Origin of the sequence: Streptomyces sp. NPDC005496, from assembly GCF_042872045.1 — a bacterium.
Classification (GTDB): domain Bacteria; phylum Actinomycetota; class Actinomycetes; order Streptomycetales; family Streptomycetaceae; genus Streptomyces.
This window is the reverse complement of the sequence record NZ_JBIAJQ010000003.1, coordinates 427,236-451,759: the sequence shown is the minus strand read 5'-3', so window position 1 is coordinate 451,759 and position 24,524 is coordinate 427,236. Positions and strand designations below refer to the sequence as shown.

The 24,524-nt window shown below is 72.6% G+C and carries 25 protein-coding genes; 14 read left to right on the top strand and 11 right to left on the bottom strand.

Translation table 11 applies throughout. From position 1 onward, the window contains the following. The first annotated feature begins 63 nt into the window (after positions 1-63). On the top strand, positions 64-1,158 hold the full coding sequence (locus tag ACFYQQ_RS10720) for a bifunctional succinyldiaminopimelate transaminase/glutamate-prephenate aminotransferase (RefSeq protein WP_355792464.1): 1,095 nt from the start codon (positions 64-66) through the stop codon (positions 1,156-1,158). A gap of 82 nt (positions 1,159-1,240) precedes the next feature. On the opposite strand, the gene ACFYQQ_RS10715 is transcribed toward ACFYQQ_RS10720, so the two are convergent. Further along, positions 1,241-1,684: an ATP-binding protein gene (locus tag ACFYQQ_RS10715; protein ID WP_355792461.1), complete on the bottom strand. Its 444-nt coding sequence runs from the start codon at positions 1,682-1,684 to the stop codon at positions 1,241-1,243. Between the two features lie 343 nt (positions 1,685-2,027). Further along, positions 2,028-3,011 (bottom strand): heavy metal transporter, encoded by a 984-nt coding sequence (locus ACFYQQ_RS10710; RefSeq protein ID WP_388904211.1) that lies wholly within the window; start codon positions 3,009-3,011, stop codon positions 2,028-2,030. 84 nt (positions 3,012-3,095) lie between these two features. On the opposite strand from ACFYQQ_RS10710, the gene dapE reads away from it, so the two are divergent. Next, positions 3,096-4,175, top strand: coding sequence for a succinyl-diaminopimelate desuccinylase (gene dapE / locus ACFYQQ_RS10705; protein ID WP_356171834.1), 1,080 nt, complete (start codon positions 3,096-3,098; stop codon positions 4,173-4,175). 110 nt (positions 4,176-4,285) lie between these two features. Continuing rightward, positions 4,286-5,044, top strand: coding sequence for a TIGR00730 family Rossman fold protein (locus ACFYQQ_RS10700; protein ID WP_355792198.1), 759 nt, complete (start codon positions 4,286-4,288; stop codon positions 5,042-5,044). Between the two features lie 94 nt (positions 5,045-5,138). Here the strand turns inward: ACFYQQ_RS10700 and folP are convergent, their stop codons facing one another. Next, positions 5,139-5,999 carry a dihydropteroate synthase gene (gene folP / locus ACFYQQ_RS10695; protein ID WP_356171837.1) on the bottom strand — a complete coding sequence of 287 codons (861 nt, stop codon included), beginning with the start codon at positions 5,997-5,999 and terminating at the stop codon, positions 5,139-5,141. 156 nt (positions 6,000-6,155) lie between these two features. On the opposite strand from folP, the gene ACFYQQ_RS10690 reads away from it, so the two are divergent. Together ACFYQQ_RS10690 and ACFYQQ_RS10685 are read left to right on the top strand one after the other, a co-directional pair. Next, positions 6,156-6,503 carry a DivIVA domain-containing protein gene (locus tag ACFYQQ_RS10690; protein WP_356171840.1) on the top strand — a complete coding sequence of 116 codons (348 nt, stop codon included), beginning with the start codon at positions 6,156-6,158 and terminating at the stop codon, positions 6,501-6,503. Continuing rightward, entirely contained in the window at positions 6,500-7,078 is a 579-nt protein-coding gene (locus ACFYQQ_RS10685) for a DNA-3-methyladenine glycosylase I (protein ID WP_356171843.1), read from the top strand. The genes ACFYQQ_RS10690 and ACFYQQ_RS10685 overlap by 4 nt, the downstream gene beginning before the upstream one ends. A 19-nt stretch (positions 7,079-7,097) precedes the next feature. Here the strand turns inward: ACFYQQ_RS10685 and ACFYQQ_RS10680 are convergent, their stop codons facing one another. After that, positions 7,098-7,904 (bottom strand): enoyl-CoA hydratase-related protein, encoded by an 807-nt coding sequence (locus tag ACFYQQ_RS10680; RefSeq protein WP_355783596.1) that lies wholly within the window; start codon positions 7,902-7,904, stop codon positions 7,098-7,100. A gap of 365 nt (positions 7,905-8,269) precedes the next feature. Between ACFYQQ_RS10680 and ACFYQQ_RS10675 the strand changes: the two genes are divergently transcribed. After that, positions 8,270-8,437, top strand: a complete 168-nt coding sequence (locus ACFYQQ_RS10675; protein ID WP_003966491.1) for a DUF3117 domain-containing protein — start codon at positions 8,270-8,272, stop codon at positions 8,435-8,437. A gap of 143 nt (positions 8,438-8,580) precedes the next feature. Here ACFYQQ_RS10675 and ACFYQQ_RS10670 read toward each other — a convergent pair whose 3' ends face one another. Next, positions 8,581-9,279: an O-methyltransferase gene (locus tag ACFYQQ_RS10670; RefSeq protein ID WP_355783612.1), complete on the bottom strand. Its 699-nt coding sequence runs from the start codon at positions 9,277-9,279 to the stop codon at positions 8,581-8,583. A 214-nt stretch (positions 9,280-9,493) separates the two neighbouring features. Here ACFYQQ_RS10670 and sigE point away from each other — a divergent pair, with 214 nt between their 5' ends. The 5 genes from sigE to ACFYQQ_RS10645 all read left to right on the top strand — a co-directional run bounded on the left by sigE (position 9,494) and on the right by ACFYQQ_RS10645 (position 15,345). Then, positions 9,494-10,195 (top strand): RNA polymerase sigma factor SigE, encoded by a 702-nt coding sequence (gene sigE / locus ACFYQQ_RS10665; RefSeq protein ID WP_355783608.1) that lies wholly within the window; start codon positions 9,494-9,496, stop codon positions 10,193-10,195. Beyond that, entirely contained in the window at positions 10,192-11,169 is a 978-nt protein-coding gene (locus ACFYQQ_RS10660) for an anti-sigma factor (protein ID WP_355783593.1), read from the top strand. Before sigE ends, ACFYQQ_RS10660 begins: the two co-directional genes overlap by 4 nt. Positions 11,170-11,490: 321 nt before the next feature. After that, positions 11,491-13,782, top strand: a complete 2,292-nt coding sequence (locus ACFYQQ_RS10655; protein WP_388904207.1) for a trypsin-like peptidase domain-containing protein — start codon at positions 11,491-11,493, stop codon at positions 13,780-13,782. Between the two features lie 193 nt (positions 13,783-13,975). After that, on the top strand, positions 13,976-14,425 hold the full coding sequence (locus ACFYQQ_RS10650) for a sec-independent translocase (protein WP_355794435.1): 450 nt from the start codon (positions 13,976-13,978) through the stop codon (positions 14,423-14,425). Between the two features lie 263 nt (positions 14,426-14,688). After that, a complete protein-coding gene (locus ACFYQQ_RS10645; protein ID WP_355794436.1) occupies positions 14,689-15,345 on the top strand; it encodes a hypothetical protein in 657 nt (218 codons plus the stop codon). A 99-nt stretch (positions 15,346-15,444) separates the two neighbouring features. On the opposite strand, the gene ACFYQQ_RS10640 is transcribed toward ACFYQQ_RS10645, so the two are convergent. Genes ACFYQQ_RS10640 through ACFYQQ_RS10630 form a run of 3 tightly spaced genes read right to left on the bottom strand, consistent with a single transcriptional unit; the run spans position 15,445 to position 18,489 of the window. Continuing rightward, positions 15,445-16,578 carry an Mrp/NBP35 family ATP-binding protein gene (locus ACFYQQ_RS10640; protein WP_356171853.1) on the bottom strand — a complete coding sequence of 378 codons (1,134 nt, stop codon included), beginning with the start codon at positions 16,576-16,578 and terminating at the stop codon, positions 15,445-15,447. 44 nt (positions 16,579-16,622) lie between these two features. After that, a complete protein-coding gene (locus ACFYQQ_RS10635) occupies positions 16,623-17,201 on the bottom strand; it encodes a DUF1003 domain-containing protein (RefSeq protein ID WP_355791707.1) in 579 nt (192 codons plus the stop codon). Next, positions 17,191-18,489, bottom strand: coding sequence for a magnesium transporter MgtE N-terminal domain-containing protein (locus ACFYQQ_RS10630; protein WP_355791704.1), 1,299 nt, complete (start codon positions 18,487-18,489; stop codon positions 17,191-17,193). The genes ACFYQQ_RS10635 and ACFYQQ_RS10630 overlap by 11 nt, the downstream gene beginning before the upstream one ends. A gap of 188 nt (positions 18,490-18,677) precedes the next feature. Between ACFYQQ_RS10630 and ACFYQQ_RS10625 the strand changes: the two genes are divergently transcribed. Beyond that, the gene (locus ACFYQQ_RS10625; protein ID WP_355791701.1) at positions 18,678-19,436 is read left to right on the top strand and encodes a hypothetical protein; all 759 of its coding nucleotides are present in this window, start codon (positions 18,678-18,680) and stop codon (positions 19,434-19,436) included. A gap of 15 nt (positions 19,437-19,451) precedes the next feature. Here the strand turns inward: ACFYQQ_RS10625 and ACFYQQ_RS10620 are convergent, their stop codons facing one another. Next, positions 19,452-19,997 carry a hypothetical protein gene (locus ACFYQQ_RS10620; RefSeq protein ID WP_356171860.1) on the bottom strand — a complete coding sequence of 182 codons (546 nt, stop codon included), beginning with the start codon at positions 19,995-19,997 and terminating at the stop codon, positions 19,452-19,454. A gap of 44 nt (positions 19,998-20,041) precedes the next feature. Continuing rightward, positions 20,042-21,154, bottom strand: a complete 1,113-nt coding sequence (locus tag ACFYQQ_RS10615) for a magnesium and cobalt transport protein CorA (protein ID WP_355791588.1) — start codon at positions 21,152-21,154, stop codon at positions 20,042-20,044. 540 nt (positions 21,155-21,694) lie between these two features. On the opposite strand from ACFYQQ_RS10615, the gene ACFYQQ_RS10610 reads away from it, so the two are divergent. After that, entirely contained in the window at positions 21,695-22,279 is a 585-nt protein-coding gene (locus tag ACFYQQ_RS10610) for a suppressor of fused domain protein (RefSeq protein WP_355791585.1), read from the top strand. A 20-nt stretch (positions 22,280-22,299) separates the two neighbouring features. Here ACFYQQ_RS10610 and ACFYQQ_RS10605 read toward each other — a convergent pair whose 3' ends face one another. Further along, the gene (locus ACFYQQ_RS10605; RefSeq protein WP_355791583.1) at positions 22,300-23,571 is read right to left on the bottom strand and encodes an MFS transporter; all 1,272 of its coding nucleotides are present in this window, start codon (positions 23,569-23,571) and stop codon (positions 22,300-22,302) included. 164 nt (positions 23,572-23,735) lie between these two features. Between ACFYQQ_RS10605 and ACFYQQ_RS10600 the strand changes: the two genes are divergently transcribed. Beyond that, the gene (locus ACFYQQ_RS10600; protein ID WP_356171864.1) at positions 23,736-24,377 is read left to right on the top strand and encodes a DUF6758 family protein; all 642 of its coding nucleotides are present in this window, start codon (positions 23,736-23,738) and stop codon (positions 24,375-24,377) included. The last annotated feature ends 147 nt before the right edge of the window (positions 24,378-24,524 follow it).

The following is a 24,524-nucleotide window of genomic DNA, read 5'->3' as shown; positions in this document are numbered from 1 at the left end:
GCACCCGCCGTGAGCGCGACCCGCCGGCCCGGGTCGCCCGTACGAGAAAGTGAGTCCGAGCCCGTGTCCGCAGTCTCCGACCGGCTTCCCACGTTTCCCTGGGACAAGCTGGAGCCCTACAAGGCGACGGCCGCCGCGCATCCGGACGGCCTCGTCGACCTGTCCGTCGGCACGCCGGTCGACCCGGTGCCCGAGCTGATCCAGAAGGCTCTGGTCGCCGCGGCCGACTCGCCGGGCTATCCCACGGTCTGGGGCACCCCCGAGCTGCGCGACGCGATCACGGGCTGGGTGGAGCGGCGGCTGGGCGCCCGCGAGGTCACGCACCGCCACGTGCTGCCGATCGTCGGCTCCAAGGAGCTGGTGGCCTGGCTGCCGACCCAGCTGGGCCTCGGCCCGGGGGACACGGTCGCCTATCCGCGCCTGGCCTATCCGACGTACGAGGTCGGCGCCCGGCTGGCCCGCGCGGACCACGTCGCCTACGACGATCCGACCGAGCTGGACCCCACGGACCTGAAGCTCCTGTGGCTCAACTCGCCGTCGAACCCCACCGGCCGCGTCCTCGCCAAGGACGAGCTCACCCGCGTCGTCGCCTGGGCGCGGCGGCACGGCGTCCTGGTCTTCTCCGACGAGTGCTACCTCGAACTGGGCTGGGAGGCCGACCCGGTGTCGGTGCTGCACCCGGACGTGTGCGGCGGCTCGTACGAGGGGATCGTGGCGGTCCACTCGCTCTCCAAGCGGTCGAACCTGGCGGGCTACCGCGCCGCGTTCCTCGCCGGTGACCCCGACGTCCTCGGCCCGCTGCTCCAGATCCGCAAGCACGGCGGCATGATGACCTCCGCGCCGACCCAGGCCGCGGTGGTGGCCGCGCTCGGCGACGACACCCACGTCCGTGAGCAGCGCGAGCGCTACGCGGCCCGGCGCACGGCCCTGCGCGCCGCCCTCCTCGGGCACGGCTTCCGCATCGAGCACAGCGAGGCGAGCCTGTACCTGTGGGCCACGCGGGACGAGTCCTGCTGGGACACCGTCGCCCACCTCGCCGGCCTCGGCATCCTGGTGGCCCCCGGCGACTTCTACGGCCCCGCGGGCGGCACCTTCGTACGGGTGGCCCTGACGGCGTCGGACGAGCGGATCGCGGCGGCGGTGGCCCGGCTGGCCTGACCGCCGGCAGGCGGCACCTCCCGGACACGGGCGAGGGGGCCCGGGGAAGATCCCCGGGCCCCCTCGTCGTGCCGTACCGGTCTCAGCCGAGCGGCAGGCCCTGGGTCGGCAGCCCCTGGGTGGGCAGACCGCCCTTGGTCACGGAGTCCGTCGGCAGGCCGCCACCCGTCGCCTTGGCGGTGTCGCCGAGCAGCCCGCCCGCGGAGCCGGCCGCCTCACCGGCCGTCTTCTGGGCGGCGGGGGCGGCGGTCTTGGCGACCTTGCCGCCGGTCTTGCCCGCGGCGGGCACGGCCTTCTTGACGGCCTTGCTGCCGGCTTCGCCGGCCAGGCCGGTGGTCTTCTGCGCCGCACTGTCCACGGTGTTGCCGGCCTGCGCGCCGTCCAGAGCGGTCAGCCCACCGAGGTTCGGGGTGGCCGGCAGTTCGGCCGCCGCGCTGGCGGAGCCGGCCGCACCGACCACGGGCGCCGCCCCCGCTGCGATGAGCAGCGCGACACGGGCGATCCGGCGGGTCAGGGGGAGGGACATGATGCTCCTTAGACGGGAGAAAAACATTGGTGTGTCCGAGGTGTCCCGGTGGCTGACCGACTGGCTGTCGACCGAACGGCTGTGATCGTCCCGGGCTCCGGACGCAGTGACTACCGCTCGAAGACCGCGAAGGTTGCGGTGGCCCGACGTAAAGAGTTGGTAATGCGTCGCATTATCGGCTGCGGATAAAAACGGGCAAAGACCACCCGGTCGGAAAGTCTGCCGAATCCTTACCGCCCTTTGTTCTCAAGGGTTTTGGCGGATTCGGGGGTGACCGCGCGAAAACCCGCGCCGACACCGCGTCCGGGTCAGGCCCCGTCCCCCCAACGGGTGAGGGCCCGTACTACTGACCAGTGACGATCCGGACCTCGGCGGTCGACTTCGCCGAGTTCCGCGAATTCCCGCTCTCGGTCCATTCGCTCACGGACCGCCCGGCGGACCACTCGCGTCCCGCGTACGAGACGTGCGCGATGTGCAGCGCGGAGGAGTTGGCGACGGCCCAGTGGGCCAGCTCCCAGCCGCGCTGTCTGCGGCTGCCGTCGGCCGCCGTCCCCTCCGGCACGGGCACGGTCACAGCGGTGCCCGGCCCCCGCGACGGCGAGGCCGCCGCGGAGGGCGACGCCTGGCCGGTACCGCTGTCGGTCCCGCCGTCCACCTCGGCACCGGCGACCTGGAGCACGTCGCGCCCGAAGTCCCGCACGAGCGCGGCCCGCACGGCGTCCGGACCGCCCGTGCGGGTCGCGCCGGGCCGCCCCTCGCAGGTCAGCGTGGCCGCCGCGCGGCCGGTCAGGGCCGCCGCCAGCAGCGTGGCGTCCGGCTCGTGCTTGGCGTACGCCTGGGGGTAGCCGCTGCGCTGCACCCGCTGCGCGGCGACCGTCAGCGGCAGCCGCGAGTAGCCCGGCACCTTGGCCAGATGCCGGTAGAACTCACCGGCCGCGTACGTCGGGTCCATGATCTGCTTCCGGGTGCCCCAGCCCTGCGAGGGCCGCTGCTGGAACAGGCCGATGGAGTCCCGGTCGCCGTGCCGGATGTTGCGCAGGCCGGACTCCTGGAGGGCGGTCGCGAGGGCGATCGTGACGGCCCGCTCCGGCATGCCGCGCGTGGTGCCGACGGCGGTGATCGTCGCCGCGTTCACCGCCTGCTCCGGGGTGAACTCGTACGAGGCGCCGTCGCCCTTGCCCGAGACGACCTTGCAGCGGGGCGCGCCCGTGCCGCCGGTGACGTACTGCACGACGAGATAGCCCGCGAGCGCGAGCAGCACCGCGACGGCCGCCCCGAACCGGAGGAGGCGGCCGCGCCGGGAGGAGGTGGGGGACGGCTCTGGCACGTCGTACAAGGTACTGGAGGCCGCTGTGACGGGCGATGGGCCTGTGGACAGTGGGGCCGGGGGCGGCGCGTTAGGCTCGGCCGCATGGCCGATACCCCGCTTGACCTCACGCTGGACGCCGCCGAGCTCACCGCGCGGCTCGTCGACTTCCCCTCGGAGAGCGGCAGCGAGAAGCCGCTCGCGGACGCCGTCGAGGCCGCGCTGCGCGCCCTGCCGCACCTGACGGTCGACCGGTACGGCAACAACGTGGTGGCCCGTACGAACCTGGGCCGCGCCGAGCGGGTCGTCCTGGCCGGCCACATCGACACCGTCCCGATCGCGGGCAACGTGCCGTCCCGGCTCGACGAGGACGGCGTCCTGTGGGGCTGCGGCACCTGCGACATGAAGTCGGGCGTGGCGGTGCAGCTGCGCATCGCGGCCACCGTCCCCGAGCCCAACCGCGACCTCACCTTCGTCTTCTACGACAACGAGGAGGTCGCGGCGCACCTCAACGGCCTCAAGCACGTGGCCGAGGCGCACCCCGACTGGCTGGCGGGCGACTTCGCGATCCTCCTGGAACCGACGGACGGCCAGGTGGAGGGCGGCTGCCAGGGCACCCTGCGGATGCTGCTCAGGTTCACGGGGGAGCGGGCGCACTCCGCGCGCGCGTGGATGGGCTCCAACGCGATCCACGCGGCGGCCCCGGCCCTGGCCAGGCTGGCCGCGTACGAGCCGCGGCGGCCCGTCGTGGACGGCCTGCGCTTCCACGAGGGCCTCAACGCCGTGCGCGTCGAGGGCGGCGTCGCCACGAACGTCATCCCCGACGCCTGCACGCTCGTCGTGAACTTCCGGTACGCCCCGGACCGCAGCGAGGCGGAGGCGGAGGCCTTCGTGCGCGAGTACTTCGCCGACTGCGGGGTCGACGAGTTCGTCGTCGACGACCACACCGGGGGCGCCCGCCCCGGCCTGACGCACCCGGCCGCCGCCGCCTTCCTCGCGGCCGTCGGCGGCGAGGCCCGCCCCAAGTTCGGCTGGACCGACGTCGCCCGCTTCAGCTCGCTCGGGGTGCCCGCCGTGAACTACGGACCCGGCGAACCCCTCCTGGCCCACAAGACGGACGAGCGGGTCACGGCCTCCCTGATCCCCGAGGCCGAGGAGCGGCTGCGGGCCTGGCTGACGGCCTGACAGCCCCGGCCGCCGCCACGGCGGTTCACCGCGGACATGCGCAGGTCCCCCCTCCGTAACCCGCGTAGATCTACGCTGGGGTGGAACTACCGCAAGCGGAGGGAGCGGACATGGCTACCGGCAACCCCGAGGGCAAGAAGCGGCCACCGGAGGAGCAGCGGCTGGGACCGGTGCTGCGCAGGCGGGACCAGGTGCAGGCGAGCACCACCGACCAGCGGCTGCTCGACGAGCGTGCCCCGTCCGACTGGGTGCACACCGACCCCTGGCGGGTCCTGCGCATCCAGTCGGAATTCATCGAGGGCTTCGGCACGCTGGCCGAACTGCCGCCCGCGATCAGCGTGTTCGGCTCGGCCCGCACCCCGGCGGACTCCCCGGAGTACGCGGCGGGCGTGGAGCTCGGCCGCGGTCTGGTCGAGGCGGGCTTCGCCGTGATCACCGGCGGCGGGCCCGGCGCCATGGAGGCCGCCAACAAGGGCGCCTGCGAGGCCAAGGGCATCTCCGTCGGCCTCGGTATCGAACTGCCCTTCGAGCAAGGGCTCAACAAGTACGTCGACATCGGCCTGAACTTCCGCTACTTCTTCGTGCGGAAGATGATGTTCGTGAAGTACGCCCAGGGATTCGTGGTGCTCCCCGGCGGCCTCGGCACCCTGGACGAGCTCTTCGAGGCGCTCACCCTCGTCCAGACCCAGAAGGTCACCCAGTTCCCCATCGTCCTCTTCGGCACGGAGTACTGGGGCGGCCTCGTCGACTGGCTCAAGAACACGCTGATCGCCCAGGGCAAGGCCTCCGAGAAGGACCTGCTCCTGTTCCACCTCACGGACGACGTGGACGAGGCGGTCGCCCTGGTCTCCAAGGAGGCGGGCCGCTAGGGCCTGTCGTTTGTCCCAGCCGGCCTGATCCAAACGACAGACCCTAGCTCCACGGCGCGGCCGTCCGGCCGGGACCCCCGGCCGGACGGCCGCGCTACGCCAGTCCCCGGCGGGCCACGGCCGGCGGCCGGTGGCCGGCGATGGACGCCACCATGTCGAGCACCTGCCGGGTCTCCGCGACCTCGTGGACGCGGTACACCTGCGCCCCCAGCCACGCCGACACCGCGGTCGTGGCCAGCGTCCCGACCAGCCGTTCCTTGACCGGCCTGTCGAGGGTCTCCCCGACGAAGTCCTTGTTGGACAGGGAGACGAGCACGGGCCAGCCTGTGTCCACCATCTCGCCCAGCCGCCGGGTCGCCTCCAGACTGTGCCGGGTGTTCTTCCCGAAGTCGTGCCCCGGGTCGATCAGCACCGACTCCCGCGGCACCCCCAGCGCCACCGCCCGCTCGGCCAGCCCGACGGTCACCCGCAGGATGTCGTCCATGACGTCGCCGTACGTGATCCGGTGCGGACGCGTCCGCGGCTCGGAACCACCCGCGTGCGTGCACACGAGCCCCGCCCCGTACCGCGCGGCCACCTCCGCCAGCCGCGGATCGACGCCGCCCCAGGCGTCGTTGAGCAGATCGGCGCCCGCCTCGCAGACCGCCTCCCCGACCTCGTGCCGCCAGGTGTCGACGCTGATCACCACGTCCGGGAACCGGCGCCGCACCTCGGCGACGAAACCGACCGTGCGGCGGGCCTCCTCCTCGGCCGTGACCTCCTCGCCCGGTCCGGCCTTGACCCCGCCGATGTCCACGACGGCCGCGCCCTCGGCCACCGCCTGCTCGACGCGGGCGAGCGCCGGCTCGTCGAGGAACGTGGCCCCCTGGTCGTAGAAGGAGTCCGGGGTGCGGTTCACGATCGCCATGATCACCGGCTCGTGCGTGTCGAATTCACGCCTGCCCAGCCTGAGCATCCCCTGTGACCTCTCCTCGTGTCCTCGTGGTTCCCGCAGTTCGACCGCCTGCGACCCTAGCTGTCAGAGTCGCATGGCACGATCGGACCCTGACACTTCCGATACTTTCCACGTCGGCGCGCCCCGCGTCGGCACCAGAGCGTGGGGACCTCAGCGATGTTCATGTTCTTGTTCCTGGTCGTCGCGCTCGCCGTCGTGGTCGCCGCGGTCACCCTGGCCGTGGTGGGCGGCGGCGAGAGCGGCCCCCTGACCGACCCCGCGCCCGAGCGGCTGGAGGACCCCCTCCCGCCGCACCGCCCGGTGAACCGCGCCGACGTGGACCTGCTGCGCTTCCCGGTCGCCGTCCGCGGCTACCGCATGGCCGACGTCGACGACGCCCTCGGCCGCCTCGGCGCCGAGATCGCCGAGCGGGACGCCCGGATCGCGGACCTTGAGGCCGCCCTCGCCGGCGCCCGCGCGTCCGCCGCCACGTCGCTGCGCAAGCCCTCCGAGGACGACCGTTGAGCGCCGCCCTACCCGGCGCCGACGGGACGCTGCGCTGCCCCTGGGCGCTGTCGACCGAGGAGTACGTGGCCTACCACGACGAGGAGTGGGGCCGCCCGGTGCACGGCGACGACGCCCTGTACGAGCGGCTGTGCCTGGAGGCCTTCCAGTCGGGCCTGTCCTGGATCACCATCCTGCGGCGGCGCCCCGGCTTCCGCGCCGCCTTCGCCGGTTTCGAGATCGCCGAGGTGGCGGCCTTCACCGGCGAGGACGCCGAGCGGCTCCTCGCCGACCCCGGCATCATCCGCAACCGCGCCAAGATCGAGGCGACGCTCGCCAACGCGCGCGTGCTCGCCGACTGGGCGCCGGGCGAGCTGGACGAACTGATCTGGTCCTTCGCCCCCGACCCGGCGTCCCGCCCGGCTCCGCGCACCCTCGCGGACGTCCCCGCCGTCACCCCCGAGTCGACCGCGCTGTCCAAGGCGCTCAAGAAGAGGGGCATCCGCTTCGTGGGGCCGACGACGGCGTACGCCCTGATGCAGGCGTGCGGCCTGGTCGACGACCACCTCGCCGACTGCGCGTCCCGGGGCCGCTGAGCCGCCCCGGGAGCACGGCCTAGCGGCCCAGGTACTTCGGCGTCTCCTTGGCGAGGAACGCCTGCACGGCGATCGTGTGGTCCTCGGACGCGCCCGCCCGGGACTGCAGCTCGTCCTCCTTCTCCAGGGACTCGTCCAGGGAGTGGGAGAGGGCGTAGGCGAGGGACTCCTTGAGGGCGGCGTACGCGAGCGTCGGGCCCTCGGCGAGGGTCCGGGCCAGCTTGGCGCCCTCGGCGGCCAGCTCGGCGGAGGGCACGATTCGGTTGGCGATGCCCAGGTCGTAGGCCTCCTGCGCGGAGATGCTGCGCGGGAAGAGAAGCAGGTCGGCGGCCCGGCTGGGGCCCACGACCCGCGGCAGGGTCCACGAGATGCCCGAGTCGGCGGTCAGCGCGACACCGGCGAAGGAGGTGTTGAAGGTCGCCGTGTCCGCGACGATCCGGTAGTCCGCGGCGAGCGCGAAACCGAAGCCGGCTCCGGCCGCGACGCCGTTCACCGCCGCCACCACCGGCTTCGCCGCACCGGTCAGCGCCCGCAGGATCGGGTTGTAGTGCTCACGCACCGTGCTCATGACGCCGTCGCCGGCGCCCGACTCCCGCGCCGTGAGCAGCCCGCCCACGTGCTCCTTCAGGTCCTGGCCGACGCAGAACGCCCGGTCCCCGGCCGCGGTCAGCAGCACGGCCCGCACGGCGTCGTCCCCGGCGGCGGCCTGCGCGGCGTCCCGGAGGGCGACCTTGGCCTCGTTGTTCATCGCGTTCATCGCCTCGGGGCGGTTCAGCGTGATCGTCGCGAGTCCGTCGCTCACCTCGTAGAGCACGGTGTCGGCCATGGTGGGGTCCCCTCCGGTGTCGCGGCTCCGTCGTACCGGCCGGTACGCACTGCTTCCGAGGACAGCATGGCGGAGATCGCCGACGGTGGCGCGAGCCCGACATGTGACCTGCGTCAAAGAATTCCGCGGCGGGAAAGTCCGTGCGGCGGCGCAGTATCGCAGTCACACCGCCGAATTGAGTGGTTTTGCTCAAGCGCGTTGCGCAAGCGATGCCGACTGATGTTGGTCATCGGGTCCTGAGATGCGGGATAATGGCCTGGAAGCAATGTGTTCGATGCCGGTGACGTGTGTCCTATGAGGGGACGTGCGTGCCCTCCTAAGGGGCCGTCGGCGACGATGAGCTGGTTTCAGGAAGGGGAACGAGCATGGCGGCCATGAAGCCGCGGACGGGCGATGGCCCGCTCGAGGTGACCAAGGAGGGGCGGGGCATCGTCATGCGCGTTCCGCTCGAAGGCGGCGGTCGGCTCGTCGTCGAGCTGACCCCTGACGAGGCCGACGCGCTTGGCGACGCCCTCAAGAAGGTCGTCGGCTGACGCGGAACGCGACCCTATCTTTACAGCTGTCCCGGCATCGTACGCGGTGCCGGGACTCTGTGTTTCGAGGGGTGCCGCGCCGCCTCCCCGAGGCTCCGGATGTGACGTTCGGCCTGGTCAGCGCCTTGCGGCGGGGTGCGATGTCAGCGCTTGACGGCGCAGAGCAGCCCGTCGCCCACGGGGAGCAGCGAGGGCACCAGCTCCTGGCTCTCGCGCACCGCGCGCAGCAGTTCCCGCAGCCGCCCGACCTCCGCGGGCTGCGGTCCCGAGTCCACCGTGCGGCCGTCCGCGAAGACGCCCTCGAAGACCACGAGCCCGCCCGGCCGCAACAGGCGCAACGATTCAGCGAGGTAGTCCAGGCACTCCAGACGGTCACCGTCGCAGAAGACGAGGTCGTAGCCGCTGTCCGCGAGCCGGGGCAGGACCTCCAGGGCGCGGCCCGGGATGAAGCGGGCGCGGTTGCTGGCGAAACCGGCGGCCCGGAAGGCCTGACGGGCGAACTGCTGGCGCTCCGGCTCCGGATCCACGGTGGTCAGTACCCCGTCCGGCCGCATGCCGTGCAGGAGATGAATACCGGAGACCCCGGTCCCGGTACCGATCTCCGCCACCGCTTTCGCGTCCACGGTGGCGGCGAGCAACCGCAGCGCGGCACCCGTGCCGGGCGACACCGAGCGCAGCCCTGCTTCCCGGGCCCGGTCCCGGGCCCAGCGCAGCGCCTCTTCCTCGGCGACAAAGGCGTCGGCGAACGCCCAGCTCGTCTGCCGGTTGCCGGTAATGACCCTCTCCTGTCCCCGTAGTTGCCTGGCCGTGACTGTATCCGTTGCCGTCGGGAACCCGCAGATGGGACCAGGCGTTTAGGAGAGTGGGGAAGGCAGTGGGGGGACGCTGATGGATCGGGACACCGAGCAAGTGCTGACGCAGCCGCAGAAGGCCGCATCAAATTCTCGTAAAACCGCTTATCCGGAGCTAACGGGCGAGGTGGCTATGGTAGGGGCTCCGCTGGATACCACCAGAGCCGACAGGGGAGGTGCGGCAGCGCCTGTGGATCGGGGAGGAGTGCTGCGGCGCTTTCTCAGGTCGGCGGGTGAGCCGAAATCCGTGATTGACACCGCTGACCGTTCCCACACCGCTGAGTCCGCGCAGACCGCGACTTTCGCCTCCGACGCGGACCCGCAGGCGTGGACTCCGCCCACCTGGGAGGAGATCGTCAGCACGCACAGCGGCCGGGTCTACCGGCTCGCCTACCGCCTGACCGGCAATCAGCACGACGCCGAGGACCTCACGCAGGAGGTCTTCGTCCGCGTCTTCCGCTCGCTGTCGACGTACACGCCCGGCACCTTCGAGGGCTGGCTGCACCGCATCACCACGAACCTCTTCCTGGACATGGTGCGCCGCAAGCAGCGCATCCGCTTCGACGCCCTCGGCGACGACGCGGCCGAGCGCCTCCCCAGCCGCGAGCCCTCGCCCCAACAGGTCTTCAACGACGCGCACTTCGACGCCGACGTCCAGCAGGCGCTGGACACCCTCGCGCCGGAGTTCCGCGCCGCCGTCGTCCTGTGCGACATCGAGGGCCTCTCCTACGAGGAGATCGCCGCGACCCTGGGCGTCAAGCTCGGTACGGTCCGCAGCCGCATCCACCGCGGCCGCTCCCAGCTGCGCAAGGCCCTCGCACACCGCTCTCCGGAAGCCCGCGCCGAGCGCCGCGGCTTCGCAGTCACGGGAGTCCCCGCGCTGGGAGGAGGGGGCGCGACCGCGTGAGTGGAATCCGGCCCGACCCCGCCGAACGGCGCGTGGCAGACCAGCACCTGGGAGACCGCCTCTCCGCCCTGGTGGACGGAGAGCTCGGCCACGACTCGCGCGAGCGCGTCCTGGCCCATCTCGCCACCTGCGCGAAGTGCAAGGCCGAGGCGGACGCCCAGCGCCGCCTCAAGAACGTGTTCGCGGAAGTCGCACCCCCGCCCCCCTCCGAGAGTTTCCTGGCCCGTCTTCAGGGGCTCCCCGGCGGAGGCGACTCCGGCGACGGCGGCCCGCCCGGCGGCGGCGCGTTCTTCGGAAGACTTCCCGGCTCCGACCGGCACTCAGGCGTCGCCGGGGTCTTCGGAGTGACGGGTGAGTCCTTCGGCTACGTGCCCGCCCGGCCGCATGCCGACGTGCTGCCCCCCTCGTCCGGACGCGGCTTCCGCATCCACGACGTCGGCCGGCACGAGACCGACCGCTCGGCCTCGCGCGGACTGCGGTTCGCGTTCGCCGCGGCGGGCGCGGTGTCACTGGCCGCCGTCGCCCTCGGCGGGGTGTCCACGGGCGTGCCCGGCGACACCGCGGACGCGCGAGGCGGTTCCGGCTCGGGGAGCAACGTGACACCGCTGCGCAGCCAGGGCACCGGCGGTGCGACGACCCCCGACTCCCAGCGCCGGCGGACTCTCGGCCCGGTGCTCGCCCAAGGGCAGCGGACGCCGGGTGACGGCCCTGTCATACCGACCTCGCTGTCCGCGCCCCTGCTGCCCGGAGTCCCCACTCCGTCCGCGGGACAGGAGGCCATCCACACGCTGACCACGCCCATCGTGGCCGGCGCGGCCGCCATGTCCCCGCTGATACGTCCGCTCGCCACGGCCCAGACCGTCGAGCCGGCCATCTGGTCGGCGGACTGGGACGTCGTGAGACCGGGCCTGCTGACCGCGCCGCCGCAGACCGCGTCCCCCACGCCCTCTCCGTCCTCTTCGCGCACTCCCTAGACCTCGTCCGCCCGCTCACGCCTGCCCCGCGCGCGTGCTTCTACTCCTCCCGGCACCGCGCGGACCGGGTGCGGTCCCGTACGAGGTCCCGTGCCCTGCTCCCGGGCCGCCGCGAGCCTGACGCGCGGGGACGGCCGGACCGGCCTCCGGGAAACTCGCGACCGGCCGGGCAGGCACCGGGACCTGCCGATCTCTGCGCGGCGGTCCGTGAACCTGGTTGAATCCAGGGTGGGCCGCGCCGTGGGAGGGATCCGGGCGCGGAGTCGACAATCTGCGGTGACCGCCGGTGCCGTCGTGCCGCGGGCCGGGTGTGGGGAGAGCATGGACCAGGGGAAGCCCGCGAGGACGAAGTGGTGGAGCAGGCCCCGGCCGGACGGTGCGGAGAGCGACCCGGGCACGCCGGTGCCCTCCGACCCGGAGGGGACCCCGGAAACCGGCCTCGCGACGGCGACCGCCCACGACGGCGACTTCGAACTGGAGCGGCCCCTGCCGAGAGCGACCGAAGCCGGTGCCGACCTCGACGCTGGCTCCGACTTGGAGTCGAGCGGTCCTGCCCCGGCGTCCGACGCCGACCCCGACTCCGGCGACGACTTCGAGCTGAGCCGTCCCGTCCCGGCGACCGGTGCCGGTGCCGGTGCCGACAGCGAGACCGAGTCGGGCGGTCCCGTCCGGGCGTCCGACGCCGACGCCGACGCCGACCCCGGCGACGACTTCGAGCTGAGCCGCCCCCTCCCGGCGTCCGCTGCCGACAGCGACTCCGGATCGGGCGGTGGCGTCCCGGCGTCCGGTGACGACTCCGGTGCCGACTTCGAGCTGAGCCGTCCCGCCGCGGCGGATGCCCGTGCCGACGGCGATTTCGAACTGGCGCGGCCCGGGGCGGACCCAGGGACGTCCGTGCAGGTGCCCGAGGCCGCGTCCGCGCCGGTGCCGGACCCCGTCTCTCCTCCCGTCTCGGCCGACGTGCCCCACCCCGCACCGCCCGCCGACGCCGCCGTGGCCCCCGTAGGCGCCCCCGCCGAGCGTCCCCGGCCGCTGCACGCTCCCGACCCCTACAGCACCCCTCCGTACGGCGAGCCCGGCCCCTGGGCGCCCGCCCCGCCGGTCCAGCACCCGCGAGCCGCCGCGACCCCGCCCGCCGTACCGCCGGGAGCCTCCTCCGCGCCCCTGCCGGTCACCCAGGCGCCGCACCCCGCCGCATCCCAGATCGCGCCCCCGCCGGTCGCCCAGGGCGTGCCGCATCCCGCCGTGCCGCACGGAACCGATCCGGGCGTCGCCGCACCCGTACCCGCCCCCGTCCAGGGCGTCCCGCAGGGGACCGGTGTGGCACCCGCGCCACTGCCGGCCGTCGGGACGGGTGGGGCCGCGCCGCACGTACCGATGGCCGACGGGGGTGCCGGGGCGGGAGCCGAAGGGCCCGCGCCCTGGCGGAACTACGATCCCTGGGCCGCGTCCGGGCCGCTCCAGCTGAACGGGGCGGCCGTCCCGTCGCGGACCCAGCGCCGCAGGAAGGCGAAGCGGATCCTGATCGGCGGCGCCCTCCTCATCGCGCTGCTGTCCGGCGGCGTCGGCGGCCTCGTGGGTGCCTACCTGGAACGCAATGGCGGGATGGTGGACGTCGAGCTGCCGCAGGCCGGCAAGGAGCCGAACGACCGGGCGCCCGGCACCGTGGCCGGGATCGCGGCCGGCGCGCTGCCCGGCGTCGTCACGCTGCACGTGCGCGGCTCGGAGGACCAGGGCACCGGCACCGGCTTCGTGCTGGACGGCGCGGGCCACATCCTCACCAACAACCACGTGGTCGAGCCCGCCGGAAAGGGCGGGGAGATAACCGTGACGTTCAGCGGGGGCGAGAGCGCCACCGCCGAGGTGGTCGGACGGGACAGCGGCTACGACCTCGCCGTCGTCAAGGTCAGCTCGGTCAGCGGGCTCAAGCCGCTGCCGCTGGGCAACTCCGACAACGTGCAGGTCGGCGACGCCGTCGTCGCCATCGGAGCGCCCTTCGACCTCCCCAACACCGTGACCTCCGGGATCATCAGCGCCAAGGAGCGGCCCATCACCGCGGGCGGTGAGAAGGGCGGCAGCAGCGACGTCTCGTACGTGGACGCCCTGCAGACCGATGCCCCCATCAACCCCGGCAACTCCGGTGGTCCCCTCCTCGACTCCAAGGGCCGGGTCATCGGCATCAACAGCGCCATCCGGTCCGCCGACAGCAGCTCCGACCTGGAGGGCGGCCAGTCCGGTTCCATCGGGCTCGGCTTCGCGATCCCCGTCAACCAGGGCAAGCGCGTCGCCGAGGAACTGATCAACACGGGCAGGGCGACGCACCCGGTCATCGGCGTCACCCTCGACATGGACTACGGCGGCGACGGCGCCCGCGTCGGCACCAAGGCCGACGGCGGCGGGGCCCCGGTCACCCCCGGCGGCCCCGGCGACCGGGCCGGCATCCGGGCGGGCGACGTCATCACCGAGGTCGACGGCAGGCCCGTCCACTCCGGCGAGGAGCTCATCGTCAGGATCCGCGCCCATCGTCCCGGCGACCGTCTGGAACTGATGCTGGAGCGCGACGGCACCGAGAAGCCGCTCACCCTGGTCCTCGGCTCGGCCGACGGCGACTGACGGCGACCGCGCACGGGCGGGCCGCGGCCCGCCCGGTACGGCGACCGACGGCGGACATCCCGGCGAACCCGCCGTGTACACGAAGCCGGAGGGCCCGGGACAGTACCGGACGGACACGATGGCCGGGTACCGTGGATCCGGCCCGGACCACGGAAGACCTGCCGAGGGCCGAGGACATCGCAAGGAGCTTCAGGTGTTCAATGACATAGGACCGCTCGAGCTGGTGACGCTCGTCGTCCTCGCCGTGCTCGTCTTCGGCCCGGAAAAGCTCCCGAAGATGATCCAGGACGTCACGCGCACCATCCGCAAGATCCGTGAGTTCTCGGAGAGCGCGAAGCAGGACATCCGCGAGGAGCTCGGCCCCGAGTTCAAGGACTTCGAGTTCGAGGACCTCAACCCCAAGACGTTCCTGCGCAAGCAGCTGGACAACGACGACCTGGGGCTCAAGGAGATCCGCAACGGCTTCGACCTGAAGAAGGAGATGGCCGAGGTCACGGACGCCGTCCACGGCCGCGAGAGCGAGTCTCCGGACGTGCCCGCCGTCACCGCGAACGGCAGCACCGGCGGTTCCGTCGACATGACGAAGAAGCGCGAGAAGCTCGACGCCGACGAGCGCCCGCCCTTCGACGCCGACGCCACCTGAGCCGTACTCCGGCGCCCCGGACGGGGTCCCCCGGTCGCGCGTCCGGGCCGCAGGCCCTCGGCGTACGTGATATGAGTCATACACGTACGCCCTCGTTCACGGCCTGAACCCGCCGCGCACGCGGTCCACGCGCCGGGCGGCTTCCCGGCTGCCCGCAACGGTGTGGCTATGCTGCCCAGTTGTTGTGCGGACCAGGTGTGAGCGAGGACGCCCGCGGGGGGCGGGCCGCTCGGGTCCAACAAGAGCGAGGAGGCGTCCGGGAGATGGAGACGACAAGTCGGGTAGGCGCGCAGGCGCCGGCCGCGGAGGGCGGACAACAGGTCCCCTCCGCCCGGCGCACGGTCGACGGCTACCTGCTCGCGCCCTTCCCGTGGTACGGCCTCGACGAGGCCTTCACGGGTCCGCGCTGGCTGATGCAGGTCGGCACCTCGGCGGACGGTTCCGTCGAGCACGGGTCGATCGGGCACGGCGACGAGCCCACGGTGCGCAGCGAGTCCACCGAGGACAAGGAACGGTTCGCGGTGGTCGTGACCGTCGCCGCCAACCCCGTACGGCGTAGCGCCGACGGCACGGGAATGCTGGAGGCCACCTCGGTGTCCTCCGCGGCCTGGCTCGCCGGGGTCGGCCTGCTGTCGCTGACCTGGCCCGGGCAGATGGACCACACGCTGCGCGACGACTGGCTGGACCAGCAGACCGAGACCGCCTGGGTCCTCGCCGACGACCTGACCGGCTCCGACTGGTCCACGCTGTCGCTGCCCGTGGACGGCGTCCCCACGCCCTTCCACTACCGGGAGTCGGAGTTCGGCTGGGTCCTCGCCGGTTCCACCCAGGAGGGCGTCCACGTGGGCGCGTACGGGCGGGGGATGAGCGCGTACGGGCTCGGCTTCTCGATGATCAAGGACATCGCGGCGTACGCCTAGGCACGCCGTCGGGGACACCGAAGGGGGCGCCGTCCGACGACGGCGCCCCCTTCGTGGTGCGTGCTCGCTCCCCTGCGGGGCGGGAGGCCCCGTACGGAGCTAGAACTTGTTGCGCGGGGTGATGCCCAGCGACATGCCCGACAGGCCGCGCTGACGGCCGCCCAGCTTGCCCGCGATGGCCCGCAGGGCGGCGCCCGCCGCGGAGTCCGGGTCGGAGAGCACCACCGGCTTGCCCTCGTCGCCGCCCTCGCGCAGCCGGACGTCGATCGGGATGGAGCCGAGGACCGGCACGGTCGCGCCCGTCGTACGGGTGAGGCCGTCGGCGACGGTCTGGCCGCCGCCGGTGCCGAACACGTCGACCATCTCGCCGCAGTGCGGGCAGGGCAGCCCCGACATGTTCTCGACGACGCCGACGATCTTCTGGTGGGTCTGCACGGCGATGGAGCCGGCCCGCTCGGCGACCTCGGCCGCGGCCTGCTGCGGGGTCGTGACGACGAGGATCTCCGCGTTCGGGACCAGCTGCGCGACCGAGATCGCGATGTCGCCGGTGCCCGGGGGCAGGTCGAGGAGCAGGACGTCCAGGTCGCCCCAGTACACGTCCGCCAGGAACTGCTGGAGGGCGCGGTGGAGCATCGGGCCGCGCCAGACGACTGGCGCGTTGCCCGGGGTGAACATGCCGATCGAGATGACCTTCACGCCGTGCGCGGAGGGCGGCATGATCATGTTCTCGACCTGGGTCGGACGGCCGTCGACACCCAGCATGCGGGGCACCGAGTGGCCGTAGATGTCGGCGTCGACGACGCCCACCTTCAGCCCGTCGGCCGCCATGGCCGCCGCCAGGTTCACCGTCACCGAGGACTTGCCGACGCCGCCCTTGCCGGAGGCGACCGCGTACACCCGGGTCAGCGAGCCGGGCTTGGCGAAGGGGACCTCGCGCTCGGCCTGGCCGCCGCGCAGCGCGCCCGCCAGCTCACGGCGCTGCTCGTCGCTCATGACGTCCAGCGTGACGTCGACGCGGGTGACGCCTTCGACCGCCGAGACCGCCTCGGTCACGTTCTTCGTGATGGTGTCGCGCATCGGGCAGCCGGAGACGGTCAGGTACACCGCGACCGCGACCGCTCCGTCCGCACCGATCTCCACGGACTTGACCATCCCCAGTTCGGTGATGGGTCGCTGGATCTCGGGGTCGTTCACCGTCGCCAGCGCTTCGCGCACCGCGTCTTCCGTAGCCATACGCATGATGGTACGGCGCCGGACCGGGGGGCCGGAAAGCCCTCTCACCGGTCGTCTACGTCACGTCCCCGCACGTGCTCCGCCGGGAACACCACCCTTCCGTCCCCGTGCCGCTCCTCCAGCTCCTTGACCAGATCCTCCAGTTCGGAGCGGATCCAGTCGCGGGTGGCCACCTCGCCGAGGCCGACGCGCAGCGCGGCGATCTCCCGGGTCAGGTACTCGGTGTCCGCGATCGATCGTTCGTTCTGCTTGCGGTCCTGCTCCAGATTGACCCGGTCGCGGTCGTCCTGGCGGTTCTGCGCGAGCAGGATCAGGGGGGCCGCGTAGGACGCCTGGAGCGAGAGCATCAGGGTCAGGAAGATGAACGGGTACTGGTCGAAGCGCAGGTCGCGGGGCGCGGCGATGTTCCACACCACCCACACCACGACGACCGCGGTCATCCAGACGATGAACCGCCCGGTGCCAAGGAACCGCGCGATCCGCTCCGAGAGCCGCCCGAACGCCTCCGGGTCCCACTCGGGCAGCAGCCTGCGCCGCCGCGGCAGCGGCTGGTCGAGCCGGGTGCGCGGCCGGGGTGGTGCCGCGGCCGTCCCGGCGGGCGTCCGCTCGCGGTCAGGAGCCATGAGCGGCCCCCGTGCCCTCGGCGGCCGGCGTCTCGTCGAGGTGGAACTCCGTCTCGCGCCAGTCGTCGGGCAGCATGTGGTCCAGTACGTCGTCCACGGTCACCGCGCCGAGCAGCGAGCCGCTCTCGTCGACCACGGGCGCCGCGACCATGTCGTACGTCGCGAAGAAGCCGGCCACCACGGGCAGGTCCGCGCCCGGCGCCAGCGGCTGGAGGTCGTCGTCGACGAGCGAGCCGACCAGGGTGTAGGGCGGGTCGCGCAGCAGCCGCTGGAAGTGCACCGTGCCGAGGTACTTCCCGGTCGGCGTCTCGTCCGGCGGGCGGCACACGTACACCTGTGCGGCGAGCGCGGGGGAGAGGTCGGCGTTGCGGACCCGGGCGAGGGCGTCGGCGACGGTCGCGTCCGGGCGCAGCACGATCGGCTCGGTGGTCATCAGACCGCCCGCGGTGCGGTCCTCGTACGCCATCAGCCGCCGCACGTCCGCCGCCTCGTCCGGGCGCATCAGCGCGAGCAGCCGCTCCTTGTCCGCCTCGGGCAGCTCGCCCAGCAGGTCGGCCGCGTCGTCAGGGTCCATGGCTTCCAGGACGTCGGCGGCGCGCTCCTCCTTGAGCTTGCCGAGGATCTCGATCTGGTCGTCCTCCGGGAGCTCTTCGAGGACGTCGGCGAGGCGGTCGTCGTCCAGGGCCGCGGCCACCTCGGCGCGCCGTTTCGGCGACAGGTGGTGCAGGACGTTCGCGAGGTCGGCCGGGCGCAGCTGCTCGAAGGTGGCGAGGAGGCTCTCGGCGCCCTGTCCGTGCTCCTCCAGGGAGAAGCCGGTGACGGCGGACCACTCGACGGTCAGCGTCTCGCCCCTGGCCCGCCGGAAGGTCCCGCTCTTGCCCTTGCGCACGAAGACCCGGTCGATCTCCCAGTCCCGGCGCGCGGGCAGCTGCTGGACCGACACGTCCAGGACGGTCACCTCCTCGCCGCTCTCGGCGAGCGTGACCCGCCGGTCGAGCAGCTCCCCGAACACGAGCCGTTCGGTCGGCCGCTGCTCGAAGCGGCGCACGTTGAGCACACCGGTGGTGATGACCTGGCCGGACTCGATGCCGGTGACCCGCGTCATGGGCAGGAAGATGCGGCGGCGCGTGGACAGCTCGACCACCAGGCCGAGCAGCCGGGGCGGGCGCCGTCCGACGCGCAGCATGGCGACCAGGTCGCGCACGCGGCCCACCTGATCGCCGTTCGGGTCGAAGACGGCGGTGCCGGAGAGGTGCGAGACGAAGATCCTGGGGGCGCCTGCCGCCATGCCCGGACCTCCTTCCCGTACTGGACGCTATGTGTCGCGATGTCCGCTCGGATGGGCTTCAGGCTAGCCCGTCCCGGTCGGATACGCCCTGGTGAGCGGTGCGGACGGACTGCCTCCGAAGGGCTCGCCCGACCCCGGTACGCTGCCGTACGCCGTTGAGGACCCCCGCACGAGAGGCAGCCCCACCTGTGACTGCAATTCCCCAGGGCCGCACCCGCAGCGCAGTACTGCTGAGCGCGGTCTGCGCACTGGTCGTGACGGGGACGGGGCTGACGGGGTGCAGCAGTGAGGACCCCGACGCGGGCACGAACGGGGTGGGCAAGCTGCCCGCGGCCAAGATCCAGAGCAGAGCGCGCACGTCGGCGGACGCGGCCGAGGCGGTGCGGCTCTCGGGGACCGTGGTGACCAACGGGCGCACCTACCGGCTCGACATGCGCCTCAAGGGCGACGGCGGCACCGGGTCGGTCACCTCCAAGGGCGCGACGTTCCGGCTGCTGCGGGTGGGGGAGCACCTGTTCCTGAAGGCCGACGCGGAGTTCTGGAGCCACCAGGACGGCTCGGCCGACGACGCCAGTTCGGACGCCGAGGCCGCCGACAAGCTGGAGGGCATGTACGTGAAGGTCCCGACCGGGGACCCCGCCTACAAGCGCTTCAGCGGTTTCACCGACAAGGACGTCCTCCTCGACGGGCTGCTCACGCTGCACGGCGCGCTCGCGACGGACGGACGCCACGAGGTGAACGGCACGCGCACCGTCCGGATCACCGCGGACAAGGGCTCGGGCGGCAGCCTCGACGTCTCCCTGGAGGGGAAGCCGTACCCGCTGCTCCTGGTCCGCGCCGGGGACGCCGGCACCCTGCGGCTCACCGACTGGGGCAAGGACTTCGCCCTGGAGGAGCCGTCGAAGAAGGAGACGGTCGACTACGGGCAGCAGCTCCCCGCCTCGTAGCCGGCTGCGGCCGTTCTAGGAGCGCTTGCGCTTCTTGAAGAGGAGGCGCGGCAGACCGGCGGGGGCCGCTCTGCGGGTGGTCGCCGGGGTCGGGACGGGCGGCGCCGCGAGGGAGCCGTCCGGAAGGGCGCCGGTGGTGCCCCTCGGCTCCAGCCGCAGCACCCGGCACGTGGCCGCCCAGCGCTCGGGCACGGCCTCCCCGTCGGGCGCGTTCAGCCGCTTGCCCTTGAGGTCGGCGACGGCCGCCTCCCACTCCGGGGAGCGGGGCGTCAGTTCCACGACCTTCGCGGCCCAGGACACCAGCCGCCCGCCCTTGTCCTTGCTGCGTACGGTGACCACCGCGTCGCCCCCGTCGGCCAGGGCCGGCAGCGGCTGCTCGCCGGGTCCGTCGCCGACCAGGCACGCGGCACCCTCGTGCCAGACGTGCCACAGCGGCCGCGAGGGCGCCGCGGGACCCTCCCGGTGCTCCGGCGCCGGCGCGGCGCCGCCCGTCACCCAGATCAGCCCGGACTTCTTGGTGGCCTCCTCGACGAGGGCCTGGTCGAGCAGCTTCTCCGTCATGGGGGCAAGACTATCCAGCGGCGCCACGCGGCCGGCCGGCCCGTTCAGAGCCAGCCGTTGCGCTTCAGCGTGCGGTGGATGCCCAGGCAGATGACCACGGTGATGCCCATCACCACGGGGTAGCCGAACCGCCAGTGCAGCTCCGGCATGTGCTCGAAGTTCATCCCGTACACCCCGCACACCATCGTGGGTACGGCGATGATGGCCGCCCAGGACGTGATCTTGCGCATGTCCTCGTTCTGCGCGACGGAGGCCTGCGCGAGGTTCGCCTGGAGGATCGAGTTGAGCAGCTCGTCGAAGCCGACGACCTGCTCCTGCACCCGGGCCAGGTGGTCGGCGACGTCGCGGAAGTACTTCTGGATGTCGGGGTCGATGAGCCGCATCGGCCGCTCGCTCAGCAGCTGCATGGGACGCAGCAGCGGGGACACCGCCCGCTTGAACTCCAGTACCTCACGCTTGAGTTGGTAGATCTGCCCGGCGTCCGTACCGCGCGGCGTGCCCTTGCGGCCCGGCGAGAACACCTCGGTCTCGACCTCGTCGATGTCGTCCTGCACGGCGTCGGCGACCGCGATGTAGCCGTCGACGACGTGGTCCGCGATCGCGTGCAGCACCGCCGAGGGCCCCTTGGCCAGCAGCTCCGGGTCGTCCTGCAGCCGGTGGCGCAGCGCCCGCAACGAGCCCTGCCCGCCGTGCCGGACGGTGATGAAGAAGTCCCGTCCGGTGAAGCACATCACCTCGCCGGTCTCCACCACCTCGCTGGTGGCGGTGAGTTGGGTGTGCTCGACGTAGTGGATGGTCTTGAAGACGGTGAAGAGGGTGTCGTCGTAGCGCTCCAGCTTGGGGCGCTGGTGGGCCTGCACCGCGTCCTCGACGGCCAGCGGGTGCAGCCCGAACTCGCTGGCGATACCGGCGAATTCGGCCTCGGTGGGCTCGTGCAGACCGATCCAGACGAAGCCGCCGTCGCGGCGCACCTGGCGCATCGCCTCGTGCGGTGTCAGCTGCTCGGAGGCCTCGACGCGGGCGCCGTCGAGGTAGACCGCGCAGTCGACCACGGCGGAGGGGGTGGCGGGGTCGCGGGTGGCGTCGTACGAGCCACCGTCCTTGCGCAGGGAGGGCCGCGGACGGACCGCCGCACGGAGGTCACGGATCATCGACATGGCAGGCTCCTTAACAACGGAGGCCGCCGGCGACGGGTGGAACTGCCCGGAATGGGGACGTCCTGACCAGGGATCTCCCGGCCGTGTGCGGCAGGGATGTTTGGCACGTCCACAAAGCGGGGAGCACCGCACCGTCGCGGTGGCAGCTTCGCTACTGATTCAGATCAGACGGATCAGTCGGATGGATCAGGCGGAACGAAGTGCTCTTCCGTCGGTGCACCGGACAGACAAAGATGCGAGCGCGAGAGGCGGCAGCAGGCAGAGCCAGAGCTACGTCAGCGGCCGGAAGAGCGGGTGGTACTGCACGGTCGACTTCGGTCCATTGCAGCCCCACCTCCTCCGGCCGGTCCCCCGTGAGGGACGATCCATCCCCCGTAGGGGAGTCTCATGCGTCGAGGCTCGAGAGCGACGCTTCTGCGTGCTGCCCCGACCAGCGGCCAAGACTATCAGCGCACCGAAGCGTCAAGGCCCCGCTTTGCCCGTTGTTGACCGCGTGGTCCGGGGTGCCCCGGCCGTGAAAGCGCCGCCTATGCTCGGCGTATGGCAGATGTTCTCCCCCTGGTCGAGGCCCGGTTGCGCTCCGCGTTCGGCGAGCCGGACGCCCGCGCCGCGGTCACCTTCCTCGGCACCGACCGCATCGAAGTGCTGCGCTTCACAGAGGGCGACGTCGTCCGCTACGCGACGCTCGGCATGTCGGCGCAGCCGATGACCGACCCCACCGCGGCCCTCGCCGACCCGGTCAAGGGCCCGCGCGCCGAGCTGGTCCTGTCGGTGCGCGCCGGGGAGGCCGACACCGACAAGGTGCTCCGCCCCCTCGCCGTGCTCGCCGCGTCCCCGCAGGTGGAGGGCCTGGTCGTGGCCCCGGGCGCCTCGCTCGACGTGGGGGAACCGCTGTGGCCCGGGGCGCCGTTCACGTCCGTCCTGGTGGCCGAGCCGGGCGGTCTGGTGGAGGACCTGGACCTGGACGCGCCGGCCGACCCCGTACGGTTCCTGCCGCTGCTGCCGATGACCCCGAACGAGGCCGCCTGGAAGCGCGTGCACGGCGCGGGCGCCCTCCAGGAGCGCTGGCTGAACGGCGGGACGGACCTGCGCGATCCGCTGCGCAGGTCCGTGGCCCTGGACTGAGCCGACCGGCTGAGGCCGCGTCAGTTCCCGGCCGTCGCCCGGTCGGCGAAGACCGAGACGCCGTCCTCGGTGGCGTGGCGCGGCTCCAGTTCCTCGGCCTCGTGGGTGAGCGCGCCGCGCCGTACGAGGACCACCACCGCGCCGAGCACCGCGGTGACCGCCGCGACCACGAACGGGATGTGGACGTCGGTCCACTCCTCGATCCTCGGCGCGAAGTAGGGCGCCGCAGCGGCCGCGAACCAGCGCACGAAGTTGTATCCGGCGCTCGCCACCGGGCGCGGCGCGTCCGAGACGCCCAGCGCCAGCTCCGTGTAGACCGTGTTGTTCACGCCGATGAAGGCGCCGGACAGGACCGTGCAGACGACGGCCGTGGCGTGGTCGCCGTAGCCCAGCACCAGGACGTCGGCGGCGAGCAGCACGAGGGAGCCGCCGAGCACCTTCAGCGAGCCGAACCGGGCCTGGAGGCGCGGCGCGACGATCACCGAGAAGACGGCGAGCAGCAGGCCCCAGCAGAAGAAGACGGCACCGGACCTGTAGGGGCTCATGTCCAGCACGAACGGCGTGAAGGCCAGCACCGTGAAGAACGTGTAGTTGTAGAAGAACGCGGAGGCGGCGACCGAGGCCAGTCCGCCGTGGCCCAGCGCCCTGATCGGGTCCAGCAGCGAGGTCTTGCGCGCGGGCCTCGGCTGTTCCTTCAGGAACACGGTGATGCACAGGAAGCCGATCGCCATCAGGAACGCGGTGCCGAAGAACGGGTAGCGCCAGCTCGCGTCGCCGAGCAGCGCGCCGAGCAGGGGCCCGCACGCCATGCCGAGGCCGAGGGCGGACTCGTACAGGAGGATCGCCGCGGCGCTGCCGCCCGCCGCCGCGCCGACGATGACCGCGAGGGCCGTCGAGACGAAGAGGGCGTTGCCGAGGCCCCACCCCGCGCGGAAGCCGACCAGTTCGCCCACCGAGCCGGAGGTGCCCGCGAGCCCGGCGAAGACCACGACCAGGGCGAGCCCGGCGAGCAGTGTCTTACGGCCGCCGATCCGGCTGGAGACGAAGCCCGTCACCAGCATGGCGACGGCCGTGATCAGGAAGTACGAGGTGAAGAGCAGCGACACCTGCCCGGCCGTGGCGTCGAGGCCCTTGGCGATGGAGGGCAGGATCGGGTCGACCAGCCCGATGCCCATGAAGGCGACGACGGACGCGCCCGCGGTCGCCCAGACCGCCTTCGGCTGGCGCAGGATCCCGCCGGCCCCGGAGTCGAACGGGTCCGCTTCGGCGGGTCCTCCTGTGCTGCTGTTCATGCCTGCTCCTCCGAGGCTCGCAGGGAGATCGTTGATGTATACACACAATAAGTTAGCTCAGCTAATTAATGCAAGTACCATCTAGTTGTCCCGGGGTGACGGGCACACGCCGGACGGGTGATCGTCCTTGACGCGGCGAAGGACGGGGAGGACCGTTGGGGCCTATGAGGGGCGAACCCAGTTGCCCGAAGTGTGGTGGCCGGGTCAGGGCTCCCGGACTCTTCTCCGACTCCTGGCAGTGCGATGTCCACGGGACGGTGCATCCACTGCAGCCCGTGATCCCGCCCAGCGTCGAGGCTCTCAGCGTCGTGGTGCACCGCGCGCAGGTCCCGGTGTGGATGCCGTGGCCCCTGCCCGTCGGCTGGCTGTTCACGGGCGTGGGCTGCGCGGGTGACGACCGCAACGGCGGCCGCGCGACCGTCGTCGCCTGTTCGGGGCCGGGCCCGCTGGGCGGCATAGGGGAGCTGGTGCTGGTCGCCGAGGAGCTCGGCGTCGGCCTCGGCGCCCGGTACGCGGGCGTCGACGGCCCCGATCCCGGCCCGTACATGAACGTCGAGAAGCCGCCCCAGGCCAAGGTCCTCGCGGCCGGCCGGCCCACCCCGCTCTGGCTCGTCTCCGGCTCCCCGGACGACCGCGCCGTGTTCGCGGGCGAGGCGCTCGGACTGTGGCTGTGGGCCGTCGTGTGGCCGGAGCAGTCGGGCCTGCTCATGTACGACGAACTCGTACTCACGGATCTGCGCGACGCGGGCGCCGAGGTGGACCTGCTGCCGTGCGGGGCGCTGTCACCTCGGATTCTTGAGCCTTGAGGTGTGAGGCACGGTCCGCGCGATGGCGTGTGAGGGGCGGTGTGTTCGGTTCAGGCGGTGGCGCGTGACGGCGGTCGGGGCTCTGGGTGAGGGGTGCCGGGAGGGTGCCTGCGTAGGGGGTGCTCGGGCGTTGCGGGTGTGACAGGG

Excerpts from the sequence above, each read along its gene's own strand:
- ACFYQQ_RS10715 (WP_355792461.1), bottom strand. The coding sequence starts at position 1,684 with ATGTCCCTCCCCCTGACCCGCCGGATCGCCCGTGTCGCGCTGCTCATC.
- dapE (WP_356171834.1), top strand. The coding sequence starts at position 3,096 with ATGGCCGATACCCCGCTTGACCTCACGCTGGACGCCGCCGAGCTCACC.
- ACFYQQ_RS10700 (WP_355792198.1), top strand. The coding sequence starts at position 4,286 with ATGGCTACCGGCAACCCCGAGGGCAAGAAGCGGCCACCGGAGGAGCAG.
- folP (WP_356171837.1), bottom strand. The coding sequence starts at position 5,999 with ATGCTCAGGCTGGGCAGGCGTGAATTCGACACGCACGAGCCGGTGATC.
- ACFYQQ_RS10690 (WP_356171840.1), top strand. The coding sequence starts at position 6,156 with ATGTTCATGTTCTTGTTCCTGGTCGTCGCGCTCGCCGTCGTGGTCGCC.
- ACFYQQ_RS10680 (WP_355783596.1), bottom strand. The coding sequence starts at position 7,904 with ATGGCCGACACCGTGCTCTACGAGGTGAGCGACGGACTCGCGACGATC.
- ACFYQQ_RS10675 (WP_003966491.1), top strand. The coding sequence starts at position 8,270 with ATGGCGGCCATGAAGCCGCGGACGGGCGATGGCCCGCTCGAGGTGACC.
- ACFYQQ_RS10655 (WP_388904207.1), top strand. The coding sequence starts at position 11,491 with ATGGACCAGGGGAAGCCCGCGAGGACGAAGTGGTGGAGCAGGCCCCGG.
- ACFYQQ_RS10645 (WP_355794436.1), top strand. The coding sequence starts at position 14,689 with ATGGAGACGACAAGTCGGGTAGGCGCGCAGGCGCCGGCCGCGGAGGGC.
- ACFYQQ_RS10640 (WP_356171853.1), bottom strand. The coding sequence starts at position 16,578 with ATGGCTACGGAAGACGCGGTGCGCGAAGCGCTGGCGACGGTGAACGAC.
- ACFYQQ_RS10635 (WP_355791707.1), bottom strand. The coding sequence starts at position 17,201 with ATGGCTCCTGACCGCGAGCGGACGCCCGCCGGGACGGCCGCGGCACCA.
- ACFYQQ_RS10630 (WP_355791704.1), bottom strand. The coding sequence starts at position 18,489 with ATGGCGGCAGGCGCCCCCAGGATCTTCGTCTCGCACCTCTCCGGCACC.
- ACFYQQ_RS10620 (WP_356171860.1), bottom strand. The coding sequence starts at position 19,997 with ATGACGGAGAAGCTGCTCGACCAGGCCCTCGTCGAGGAGGCCACCAAG.
- ACFYQQ_RS10615 (WP_355791588.1), bottom strand. The coding sequence starts at position 21,154 with ATGTCGATGATCCGTGACCTCCGTGCGGCGGTCCGTCCGCGGCCCTCC.
- ACFYQQ_RS10610 (WP_355791585.1), top strand. The coding sequence starts at position 21,695 with ATGGCAGATGTTCTCCCCCTGGTCGAGGCCCGGTTGCGCTCCGCGTTC.
- ACFYQQ_RS10605 (WP_355791583.1), bottom strand. The coding sequence starts at position 23,571 with ATGAACAGCAGCACAGGAGGACCCGCCGAAGCGGACCCGTTCGACTCC.
- ACFYQQ_RS10600 (WP_356171864.1), top strand. The coding sequence starts at position 23,736 with ATGAGGGGCGAACCCAGTTGCCCGAAGTGTGGTGGCCGGGTCAGGGCT.